At 59.8% G+C, this 12,003-nt stretch carries 8 protein-coding genes; 2 read left to right on the top strand and 6 right to left on the bottom strand.

The window, feature by feature from the left end; translation table 11 throughout:
• Positions 1-310 precede the first annotated feature (310 nt).
• Positions 311-1,060: an FkbM family methyltransferase gene (locus MNAB215_RS26425; RefSeq protein WP_077081401.1), complete on the top strand. Its 750-nt coding sequence runs from the start codon at positions 311-313 to the stop codon at positions 1,058-1,060.
• 73 nt (positions 1,061-1,133) lie between these two features.
• On the top strand, positions 1,134-1,961 hold the full coding sequence (locus MNAB215_RS26420) for a glycosyltransferase family 2 protein (protein WP_083746370.1): 828 nt from the start codon (positions 1,134-1,136) through the stop codon (positions 1,959-1,961).
• A gap of 312 nt (positions 1,962-2,273) precedes the next feature.
• Here MNAB215_RS26420 and MNAB215_RS26415 read toward each other — a convergent pair whose 3' ends face one another.
• The 6 genes from MNAB215_RS26415 to MNAB215_RS26390 form a co-directional block, all read right to left on the bottom strand.
• Complete coding sequence (locus MNAB215_RS26415) at positions 2,274-3,083, bottom strand: ABC transporter permease (RefSeq protein WP_245830407.1); 810 nt, start codon at positions 3,081-3,083, stop codon at positions 2,274-2,276.
• A complete protein-coding gene (locus MNAB215_RS26410; RefSeq protein ID WP_077081400.1) occupies positions 3,083-3,823 on the bottom strand; it encodes an ABC transporter permease in 741 nt (246 codons plus the stop codon). The genes MNAB215_RS26415 and MNAB215_RS26410 overlap by 1 nt, the downstream gene beginning before the upstream one ends.
• Complete coding sequence (locus MNAB215_RS26405; protein ID WP_077081399.1) at positions 3,820-4,770, bottom strand: ATP-binding cassette domain-containing protein; 951 nt, start codon at positions 4,768-4,770, stop codon at positions 3,820-3,822. Before MNAB215_RS26405 ends, MNAB215_RS26410 begins: the two co-directional genes overlap by 4 nt.
• Positions 4,771-4,935: 165 nt before the next feature.
• On the bottom strand, positions 4,936-7,854 hold the full coding sequence (locus MNAB215_RS26400; protein ID WP_077081398.1) for an MMPL/RND family transporter: 2,919 nt from the start codon (positions 7,852-7,854) through the stop codon (positions 4,936-4,938).
• 92 nt (positions 7,855-7,946) lie between these two features.
• Positions 7,947-10,841 carry an MMPL/RND family transporter gene (locus tag MNAB215_RS26395; protein WP_077081397.1) on the bottom strand — a complete coding sequence of 965 codons (2,895 nt, stop codon included), beginning with the start codon at positions 10,839-10,841 and terminating at the stop codon, positions 7,947-7,949.
• Positions 10,838-11,296, bottom strand: a complete 459-nt coding sequence (locus tag MNAB215_RS26390; protein WP_077081396.1) for an MmpS family transport accessory protein — start codon at positions 11,294-11,296, stop codon at positions 10,838-10,840. The genes MNAB215_RS26395 and MNAB215_RS26390 overlap by 4 nt, the downstream gene beginning before the upstream one ends.
• Between the last annotated feature and the right edge of the window lie 707 nt (positions 11,297-12,003).

Below are 12,003 nucleotides of genomic sequence, written 5' to 3'. Positions count from 1 at the left end.
GGGACGGGAGACACAGAGTACCCTCCTGTTCGCTCCGGTGGAGCGGGCAGTGAGCCTTTCGAGTTTTCCGTTGGGGCGTACTACAGGCGTAAACCTCGAGCGGGCTTTGCTGGGGCGAAGCGGGCCCGCCTTGGCGCGAGCGACTGTCCGTGTAACGAGGGAGCGGGCGACTTGGCTAGCCTGCGGCTGACGCTCGACATCGGCTTGGCGACGCTCGATCGCGGAGTCGTCGGCGCAGGTCATCGTTCATTTTGGCTTAACCGAATCCCTTGATCGATCCGTCTTGGTATTCCCATGTTAGTGTTACGCAATGGATTTATTGCGCCGTGCCAGTTCGATACCACGCAGCGCTGCACTCGACTTATCGCGTTACTATTCAGAGCTGGATTGGAAGCGCAATTTTGTAAAGCAACTCCAATCACGTCGGGTCGATATTGTGTTTGATGTCGGCGCTAACTCGGGCCAATACACTGCTGGCCTGCGCAAAGCAGGATTTAATGGTCGTATCGTTTCGTTCGAGCCGCTATCCGGCCCGTTTTCGATTTTGGAAAGCACAGCGTCGAAGGATCCTCTTTGGGATTGCCAAAAGTGCGCGTTGGGTGAGGCCGATGAAACAATTTCGATAAATATCGCCGGGAATGCTGGTCAAAGCAGTTCTGTCTTGCCGATGCTAAAGAGTCATCAAGATGCCTTTCCGCCGGCGAACTATGTTGGGGTCGAAGAAGTGCCGGTACGCCGTCTCGACTCGTTGGCGTCAGAAATTCTAAAGCCGGGCGATGTTGCTTTTTTGAAGATAGACGTCCAAGGCTTCGAGAAGCAAGTGCTCGCCGGCGCCAAATCAACAGTGAATGACTATTGTGTCGGCATGCAAATCGAGCTGTCGTTTCTACCGTTGTACGAAGGCGGCATGTTAATTCGTGAAGCGCTCGATCTCGTTTATTCATTGGGCTTCACGCTGATGGGATTGCTGCCATGTTTCACTGATCCGCGCGATGGCCGAATGTTGCAGGCCGACGGTGTCTTCTTTCGTGAGGACCATCGACCGGAAGCGAGTGCATGAACCCTTCAGCGGATCAGATGGAGGGCGGGATCGAGGGGCGAAGCCGAGTGCTTGAGTCAGCGTCGTGCGCGTCATGACTGCGCCGACGTTTTCGATCATCGTCCCAGCGTTGAACGTGGCGTCCACCCTGTCTGATTGTCTTGACAGCCTTGTCCAGCAGACTTGGACGGACTTCGAGCTGGTCCTGGTGGACGGCGGCTCAACCGACGGGACACTGGACATCGCGGACACCGTCGCCCCGGAGCTCGGTGCGCGCATGATCCTCGACTCCCGCCCAGACCGGGGTGCCTACGACGCCATGAACCGCGGTACCAGCCTTGCGACGGGTACCTGGGTGCTCTTTTTGGGCGCCGACGACACCTTCTATGAAGCAGATACCCTAGCTCGCGTCGCCGCCTTCATCGCCGAACATGACCATAGCGATCTGGTATATGGCGATGTGATTATGCAATCGACCTCGTTCCGTCATGCCGGCGTCTTCGACCTCGACCGTCTGCTATTTGAGACGAATATCTGCCACCAGTCGATCTTCTATCGCCGCGAGCTTTTCGACAGCATCGGACCCTACAACCTTCGTTACCCGGTCTGGGCCGACTGGGACTTTAACATCCGATGCTTCTCCAATCCGGCGCTCGTCACGCGGTACATGGACATTGTCATTGCGCGGTACAACGACAAGAGTGGCGTCAGCGCAAAAGTTGACACGGAGTTCAGGAAGCGGTTGCCGGCATTCTTCTGGGCCTCGGCGATAGAAATGTGTCGCCGAACGCTACTGCTCTTGAGGCGAAAAGAATCTGTTTCCTATGAGGGGAATTCCTCCGCGAATGTCCAGCACGAAATCCGGCTTGCAGGTTTTTTGCGAATACCACTGCCGCCTGGCAACCCATTGCGGCGCCGATAGGTTTTCATTGCCGGAACCATATTTACGCCTTGGTGATCCGCTCAACATGCGTTGAAATAGCCGCGGCGGGTCAGGCAAGTTGCGGTATCCGACTTAATTCACGCCCGGCCGGGAGCCAGCGCTCGAATCTGTGTGGCACATCGGACTCTAAACACCCTGAGCCCATGTGTTCCCATAAGTGTGGCCGGTCCGACATGAAGGCCAAAGTCAAGGAATGGCCCAGCACTCAGGTGTGCGTGGCACCGCCAACACGAAAGATCTCTATCTGGCGGTGTTCACCGCTACAGGCACCGACAGCGATGCAGCACCTGCTCATGGGCTCGACTCTGCGGCAATACGATAGCCGTGCACCGCGATCGGCATGAACACCGCGAGCAGCACGATCGCCCACAAGATAGTCATTGCCAGAGGCCAGACGATCGGGCCGTCGTGAGCCAGCGCCCACATCGTCTGAATGGGGGGCGACATCGGTTGGACGCGTACGAGTGGCCGTAGCCAGTCGGGGAACATCCCGATCGGCGTGGTACCGGGATTGATGAACGCCAGCGAGACGGTCACGCTAGCCAGCCAGGTCATGACAATACGGCCATTCATTCGGATGGCCAGCGCCATTGCCACCGCCGTAAACCCGACCACCAGCATCGACGGGATCAGAATGTACAGCAGTGCCGCCAGCCAGCCGTGCGCGAAGCGGAGCCCCATGGCGACCCCGAGCACGGTGATCAGCACTGTCCCGATGAGGGCCCGCACGGCCTCAGCCATCAGCCGTCCGGTGAGCGCGCTCGCCCGATGTATTGGCAGCACCCACAAACGACTAAGTATCCCCGTCTCGCGCTCCACCGCGATGCCGACGGCGCTGCCTAGCGAGCCGAACAGTGCGGACAGCACCGCGCACACCGGGACCAGGCCGTAGATGCTGTCGACGCCGGTGACCTTGTGCACCTGCTGATCCAGCACCACTTCGTAGGCGAGCAGCAGACAGATCGGGAAGACCAGCGATCCCATCAGCACCGCTCGGTCACGCCGCCACCGGATCAGGAGTCGACCGGCTTGCACCCAACTCTGAGTCAGCAGCGAGCCTGTCGTCTTGGGCTGCCGTGCAACTACGTCCGCCACTGTCACTACGTCCGCCTCTGTGCCCGCAGCGTGATTGCGCCGAAGACAAGCACCAACCCCACACACCAAGCCAAGCTGGCCATCAAGTTGCCGAGCGCCACGTGCCCGCAGGCCATGCCGCGTAGCGTTTCGGAGACCAGTGACACTGGCTGGTTGCGCACATACGGGCGCAACCACTCCGGAAAGGTTTTCTCGGGAGCGATTCCAGTCGACAGCATGAACAGCAGCAACTGGGGGACCACGAGTAGCTGACTGGCCCCCTGGATGCTGCTCGTGCTCGATCCCAGCGCGTCGGCGCCAAGCCCAACGGCCAAGCACAGCAGCAGCGCCATGAGCACGAAGGCCAGCGCGTAGCCCAAGCCGCCGGTCATGCGAAACCCGAACGCGTAGCCCGCGACCATCGCCACCGAAAGGACGAGCACGGCCCGGACCAGGGTGGCCGCCAGGCGAGCGCTAACGGGGACTGCTGCGGATATCGGCAGCGTCGCCAACCGCACGCCCAGCCCCGACAGGTGATCACGGGCCGAGCGGTCGGCGGTGATCAGGGCGACGAAGACCACCGACTGGACGACCACCGCGGGCACCAAGTACTGCGCATAAGTCATGTGGCCGGTGTCGACGAGACCGTGAAGCGCCACGGTGAAGCCCGCCAAATACGCGACCGGTGATAGTAACTCCATAGCCAGCGCACCGTCGCGCGCCGCGGACATCAGCGCACGTTCGGTAAGCGCCCCCAGAGCGCTCATGACCGGGCGACGGTCCGCTGTTCGGTGAGATGCAGGAACGCCTCATCGAGCGAGGGTTTACGTAGCGAGATATCGACGAGTTCGACACCGAGCGCATCGACCCGGCGGAACACCTCGCCGAGCGTGGCCACCCCATCCGGGGCGAACACCGACACCGAGCCCGTGTCGGTGTCAATATCGATTCCGTCGAGCCCGGCCAGTGCGGCTGCGACCTGCGGCAGGTCGGTCGGGTTCGCCGGGGTCACCTGGCAATAGCTGGTACCCACCCTGCGCTTGAGGTCCTCCGCGGTGCCGCTGGCGATCACCTGCCCATGGTCGATGACGACGATCGAATCGCTCAGCACGTCGGCCTCTTCCAGGTACTGCGTGGTCAGTAACACGGTGATGCCCTGTAAACGCAGCGAGCCAATCAGGGCCCACACGTCGCGACGGCTGCGTGGGTCCAGCCCAACAGTCGGCTCGTCGAGGAAGAGCACTTTCGGCAGCACCATCAGGGCGCTGGCGAGGTCGACCCGCCGCTGCATGCCTCCGGAATAGGTCATCACACGCCGGTCGGCGGCATCGGCGAGGTCGAACTGTTCGATCAGCTCATCGGCGCGAGCCTTGGCCTGCTGGCGATGGAGGCCGCGCAGCCTGCCGAACAACACCAGATTCTCCCGGCCGGTGAGCAGTAGGTCCATTGCGATGGACTGCCCGGCTAACCCGACGCTGGCGCGTACCCGGCCGGGTTGGCGGACGATGTCGTACCCGGCAACGAGGGCATGGCCCGAAGTCGGGCGGATCAGCGTGGAGAGGATGTTGATGGTGGTCGTCTTGCCGGCGCCATTGTGGCCGAGCAGCCCGCACACCGTTCCGGTCGGAACCGAAAAGCTCACGCCACCAAGCGCGGGCGCGCCCCCCCCGAACGTCTTCGCAAGGCCGTTTACCTCGACCGCAAGTGAACTCACCGTAGGGAGTATTCCATGGTCGATGTCCGCATGTAGGCGGTATTGACGCTATCGGGTATGCCACAAACCTTCGCTGGTGTGGCGCTGTCGTTGCGGTCCGATGAACATGCTCCCATTGGCGCCTCTTGGGCGCGTGCTAGCTCACGCCAAACCGCGAGCGCCAACTTAGACCGATGCCCGCGGAATTTCGGTGGTAGGCGCCTCATCTTCGCGGCGCTCATTTCCAAGCAGCAAAGACCGCACCACCGGACGCGGCCCGATAGGCCAGAGCAGCTGGCTGGCGGGGCGCGGACGAACAGTCTGAGGCCACCAGAACCACCGTCCGAGCAACGCGGCGATGGACGGAGTCATGAACGAGCGCACAACCAAGGTGTCGAACAATAGGCCCAAGCCGATCGTGGTGCCGACCTGACCGATGATGCGCAAATCGCTGACCACCATCGCCATCATGGTGAAGGCGAATACCAGACCCGCGTTCGTCACAACCTTACCGGTACCACCCATTGCCCGGATGATGCCCGTCTTTATTCCGGCGGCTATTTCGTCTTTCATTCGGGATACCAACAGCAGGTTATAGTCGGATCCCACCGCCAAAAGAACGATCACCGACATCGCGACCACCATCCAGTGCAATCGGAATCCTAGAAGGTACTGCCAGACAAGGACCGATAGCCCAAATGACGACCCCAGCGAGATCGCAACGGTGCCCACGATGACCAGTGCTGCCACAAAGCTTCGGGTGATGATGACCATGATGATGAAAATCAGGCAGAGTGATCCGACCCCCGCGATCAAGAGGTCGTATGCAGAACCGTCCTGGAAGTCCTTAAAAGTGGACGCATTGCCGGCGACATAGATCTTGGCGTCCTCCAACGGCGTCGTCTTGAGTGCCTCCTCGGCCGCCGTCCTGATCTGATCGATGCGGGCGATGGCCTCGACCGTGGCAGGGTCGCCCCGATGCGAGACGATGAATCGAACCGCTTTCCCATCGGGAGAAAAGAACGACGTCATCGCTTTCTTGAAGTCAGGGTTTTGGAAAACCTCCGGAGGTAGATAAAAAGAATCGTCGTTCTTGGCGTCGTCGAATGCCTGACCCAGGGCGGTCGCTTCGTTCTGCGTTTGGTCCATCTGGTTCAGCATCCCAGCCATGGTGCTGTGATTCGTCAGCATGAACTGCAGCGTCTCGTGCATATTGTCGATAATCGCTGGGAACTGCGCGAGCATCTGCGGGAGAATCAGATCCAGCTTGTCCAGGTTCTTCACCAGGTCATGAAGTTTCTCATCGAGAGTGTCGACGCCTTCCAGGGTGTCGAATATAGACCGCAGCGACCAGCATATTGGAATATCGTAGCAGTGCTTTTCCCAGTAGAAATAACTTTCAATTGGCCGGAAGAAATCGATAAAGTTCGCAAGATTACCATTCACATCATCCAGCATTTCAGTTAATTCATGCGTCTTGCCAACCATGTCATGAACGGTTGCATTCAGCTGCTTTGTGATGTTGTACATGTTGTTGATTAGGGTGATGCTTTTCCTCATCATATCGGCTTGCTTGAGCATGTCTTCGGCGCGCGCCTGCATGTACCTCATGTCTTGCTGCTGTCCAGCGTTTTGCATGCTCAGCAGGAAGGGGATCGAGGTGTGTTCAATCGGTGTGCCCTGGGGGCGGGTAATGCCCACGACCCGAGAAATTCCAGGAACCCGGAAAATTGCTTTCGCCACTTTATGCAGTACGAGGAAGTCCGTCGGATTGCGCATATCGTGATTTGCTTCAACCATCACGATTTCGGGCATCATCCGCGATTGGGAAAAATGACGATCCGCGGCTTCGTATCCCACGTTGGCCGGAATGTCTTTGGGCATGTAGAGACGGTCGTTGTAGCTCGTCTTATAACCCGGCAATGTCGCGATTCCGACCAGTGCGATCGCGGAGCTGGCCGCCAAAATGGGCGCTGGCCACCGGACAATCGCCGTGCCGACCCGCCGCCATCCACGAACCGTGATCCTGCGCCTGGGATCGAGTAGACCGAAGCCACTTCCGAGGGTGAGAACCGCCGGGGCCAAAGTCAGCGCTATGAGCACCGAGGCGAACATGCCCACGGCGCACGGCACGCCGACGGTCTGGAAGATGGGCATCCGGGTAAAACTCAGGCACAGCATCGCACCGGCGATCGTCAAACCGGAACCCAAGACCACGGGGGAGACGCTGCGGTAGGTGGTGTAGTAGGCCGCTTCCCGGTCCTCGCCTGCCTGACGCGCCTCTTGATACCGGCCGAAGAAGAAGATCCCGTAGTCGGTTCCGGCTGCCATTGCGAGGGCGACCAGCAGGTTGGTGGCAAATGTCGAGAGGCCGACCAGATTATGATCGCCGAGAAATGCGACGATTCCGCGTGCCGCAAATACTTCCGTCGCCACCGTGAGCAATAACAGAATTACGGTGGCGACCGACCGGTAAACCACAAGTAGCACCAGGAAGATGATTAAGGCGCCTATTGCGGTGATTTTCAGAATGGAGTTGTCGCCCGCACTTTGCATATCCGACAGCAGTGCGGACGGGCCAGTGACATACGCTTTAATACCCGGGGGCGGCGGGGTATGCGCGATGATACTGCGGACCGATGCCACCGAATCCTGGCCCAGAGTTGTGCCTTGATTACCCGCCAAATTCAACTGCACGTACGCGGCCTTGCCGTCCGGGCTCTGCGCGCCCGCCGCGGTGAGTCGATCGGACCAGAGGTCTTGCACGTGTTCGACGTGCTTATTGTCGGCCCGTAATGCGCGAATCAGCCGGTTGTAGTATGCGTGCGCTTCGTCTCCGAGCGGTTGCTGCCCCTCCAGAACAAGCATCGCGAAACTGTCGGAATTGGATTCTTTGAAGACCTTGCCCATGTGCTCCATGGCCTGGACAGCCGGTGCATCTTGCGGAGCCAGGGGCACGGAATGCTGCGCCCCGACCACCTCCAGCCGTGGCACGGCGAAAGTCACCAGCAGGGTAAACGCGACCCAACCGAGGATGACGAAGACCGAAAGGCTGCGTACCGTCCTCGCAACGAAGGGGCGCGAAGGGCGTTCGGTGGTGCTCATGTGCCCGCCACGATGCGGCGGGCGACGCTGTCGCACTGTGTCACGATGCTCCCCACGGCTATTGGCCCCATCCTCAACTGAAAATCTGCCACTTACCGTTGCTGTCCCTGGCCGAGCAACAGGGCGCGCACGACCGGACGCGGGGCCATCGATCGAAGTAACGTACTGGCCGGGCGAGGGCGCACCCGCTGCGGCCACCAGAACCAGCGCCCCAGCAGTGCGGCGACGGACGGCGTCATAAACGCCCGCACGATCAATGTGTCGAAGAGCAGGCCCATTCCGATCGTCGTTCCCACCTGACCGATGATCTGCAGGTCGCTGACAATCATGGAGCTCATGGTGAAGGCGAACACCAGGCCCGCATTCGTTACCACCCGACCGGTACCGCCCATGGCGCGGATGATGCCGGTGTTCAAGCCCGCGGCTATTTCTTCCCTCATCCGGGATACCAGCAGCAAGTTGTAGTCAGACCCCACCGCAAGTAGGACGATCACCGACATCGCGACGACCATCCAGTGGAGTTGCGTCCCGAGCAGATATTGCCAGACGAGCACCGAAAGCCCGAAGGAAGCGCCCAGCGAAATCAACACGGTTCCGACGATCACCAGTGCAGCGACAAAACTTCGCGTGATGATCAGCATGATGATGAGAATCAGGCAGATTGACGCGACTCCGGCGATCAAGAGATCGAGCTTCGAGCCTTCCACCAAATCTTTGGTGATGGCCGCGGTGCCGGTGAGGTAGATCTTGGAGTCTTCTAGCGGGGTCCCCTTGAGTGCCTCTTCGGCCGCGGACTTGATCTGGTTGACCCGCGCAATGCCGTCGATTGTCGCCGGGTCACCCCGCTGGGAGATGAACATCCGGACATCCTTCCCGTCCGGCGACAGGAAGATCTTCATGACGTCCTTGAAACCCTGGCTCTTGAAAACCGCCGGCGGCAGATAGAAAGAATCGTCATTCTTCGAGGCGTCGAATGCCTGGCCCATGGCCGACGAATTGTCGCTCTGGCTGTCCATTTGGCCGAAGATTCCGGCCATGGTGCTGTGCATGGTCAGCAGCATGGTCCGCATCGACTCCAGGATGGCGATTTGCGGTGGGAACTGCGCCAGCAACTCCGGCATGAGGATGTCTACTTGATCGAGGTCTCCGACCAGCAGGTGGAGCTTTTCGCTGATCTCGTCAATGCCGTCGATCGAGTCAAAGATGGATCTGATCGAAAAGCAGATGGGGATGTCGTAGCAATGCTTTTCCCAGTAGAAATAGCCGCGAAGTGGGCGGAAGAAATCCTCGAAATCCGAAATATGGTCCCGCAACTCATTCGTTTTTTCTTCCACTTGGTGCGTAATACCAGTCATCTCGTGAGTGACCCGGTTGAGCTCCGACATCAACGCATACATGTGCTTCATGATCGCGGTCATTTTCGCCAGATCATCGGCCTGTGTCAGCAGGTCGTTCATACGGGCTTCCTGGAACTTGAATGTCTGTTGCTGGAAGCCCTGCTGCAAGCTCATCAGGTACGGGATCGTCGCGTGCTCGATCGGGGTACCCTCGGGCCGCGTGATGGCCTGCACCCGCGAAATGCCGGGAACGGCGAGAACGCCTTTCGCTAACTTATTCAAGATCAAAAAGTCTGCCGGGTTGCGCATGTCGTGGTCGGCCTCGACCAGGAGGATCTCGGGCATCATCATGCGCGATTTGGGAAAGTGTCGCTCGGCAGCCGTCAGGCCCTGAACAGCGGCGATGTTCTTCGGAAGATATTGCTGGTCGTTGTAGCTGGGTTTGAATCCCGGCAACGCCAACAAGCCGATGAGTGTCACGGCCAGCGTGGCCACGAGAATCGGCGCGGGCCACCGCACGATCGCCGTGCCTATCCGTCGCCATCCACTGACCCTGAACTTCCGCCTGGGGTCGAAAAGACCGAAACGGCTACCGACGGCCAGGACTGCCGGAACCAGTGTGAGCGCGACCGCCACCGCGACAAATATGCCCACCGCGCAAGGGACGCCCAAGGGTTGGAAGTAGGGCAGCCGGGTGAAGCTCAGGCACAAGACCGCCCCGGCGATCGTCAGCCCCGAGGCCAGGACGACCTTGGCAGTGCTGTGATAAGTGGTGAAAAAGGCCTGGACCTTATCCTCGCCGGCCTGCCGAGCTTCTTGATATCGGCCGACGAAGAAGATGCCGTAGTCGGTTCCCGCCGCGAGCCCGATAGATACCAGCAGGTTCACGGCATAGGTCGTCAGACCAACCAGTCCCAGATCACCCATCAATGCCACGGTGCCCCGCGCCACCTGCAACTCGACGAACACCATCACCAGCAAGATGACGACGGTGAAAATCGAACGGTAAACGAGCAGCAAGGTAATGAAGATGACAGCGATGCTGACCAGCGTCACGATGGCGATCGTCCGGTCACCGCTGTTGCCCATGTCCGCAACGACGGCCGCGGGACCGGTGAGAAACGCCTTCACGCCCGGTGGCGCCGGCGTCCGCCCGATAATGTTCCGGACGGCTGCAATCGACTCGTTACCCAGCACCTGACCCGGGTTGCCGGCGAGGGTCAATTCCACATATGCGGCCTTACCGTCGGCGCTGATCGCGGCGGCCTGGGTAAGTGGGTCGCCCCAATAATCCTGAATGTGCTGTACATGGGTCGGATCGGCACGCATTTGGCGAATGATGCTGTCGTAGTACTTATGGGCATCGTCGCCCAGGGGTTGCTGACCCTCCAAGACGATCATCGCCGCCGCGCCGGAAAAAGGGGACTTGAAATCCTCGTTGAGGCGATTCAACGCCTGAATAGAGGGTGCATCGTTAGGCGTCAGCGATACAAGATGTTCGGCTTCGACCTTCTCCAGCGGAGGGACGAAAAGCGTCAAACTGACGACAATTGCCAGCCATCCCAAAATGATGAATACCGAAAAACGGCGGATATTCCGCGCAATGAACGGTTGAGCTGCGTGCGTGGTGTCGACGTCCACAGCGCTCATCCGGACTTCAACATGCAGTACACAAAGGCGCTTACTTCGTTCGACACTTTGTCGGCTTTGACGTCGTCGCCGATCAGAATGCGACAGCCAATGCTGTCAGTATTGCCCTGTGCCACCAGATTCCCCACAATCGTTGGCTTCGTAGTGGTGAGAACGATCTTCCACGGCAGGTGTGCCCCCTCAACCCGCTGTGGATTGGCATCAGTGTCGAAATAACCGATGTCCGCCACGGTCCCGGGTGGGCCGAAAACCTCGTACGTAATGCGCTTCGGCTCGAAGGGCTTGTTGTCGTTGATTTTGGTGTCGGCGTACGCGGGACGTTTCTCGGATCCGAAGATGCCGTGCAGCCGCCCGACTGTCAAACCTCCGGCGACGACGACGGTCACGATGACAAGGGGAATCCACGTGCGCTTGAGCAGCCGGCCCGCCGCAAACCCCCATTTGCGGTGCCTCATCCGGGTGGTACCCCGTGCTTCAGGCGCAGGTGAAGACTCGCTCAAGCCTTGGTCCCCTGCGACCGTGGCATCGGACGAGGGCCACTCGACGTCGCGCACACTGCGTTCGACCACCGCACCTAACCTTCCACCCGTTCCCACACCCCTGCGTGTTCCGGTCGTTCGATCATGTAGCTAGACCACGATCACGTATCTAGTCAATCGGCCGCGACACGTTGACGTTACATCGAATGTGGCGGACGTCGCAGGCTGGCCCTCGCGGCGGTCACCTCAAACGTGCGGCGCTCGCGGAGCGCAGCCCGGTCCCGAAGAGTAAACCATGCTCGCCGGCTCCATATCGGTGCTTTCGCAAGGCGATAGGAGGCTTATGCATACCGCGTGCGTAAAGTCGCGAAAGTAACCCGTCATGCGCAGGTAAACCAGGCCGTGCCCATGGTGACGGGCATCGGCTTCGCGTCGCTAAAGGCCAAACGTTCGGAAAACTCAGCAAGTGCCTGGCGATGACCGGACAAACCGGATCCAATCGGTCGCTGGGTATGCATCTGCGCATTTCGCCTGGCGCACACGGGTTTTCCTGCGCGGGGGTAACGCAGAGCGGTGTGGAGTCGGCCACATTTGGGCTCCTGCGCGCTCTATGCCACTGTGTGCGTTTGTGCTGGTCACGGGGGCGCCGCGGAAACTGCGCGGATGTGGCGCCCGTCATAAGT

The organism is Mycobacterium numidiamassiliense (assembly GCF_900157365.1).
Lineage (GTDB): Bacteria > Actinomycetota > Actinomycetes > Mycobacteriales > Mycobacteriaceae > Mycobacterium > Mycobacterium numidiamassiliense.
Note: the sequence above shows the minus strand (reverse complement) of the source record. Positions and strands in the feature narration are given on the sequence as shown.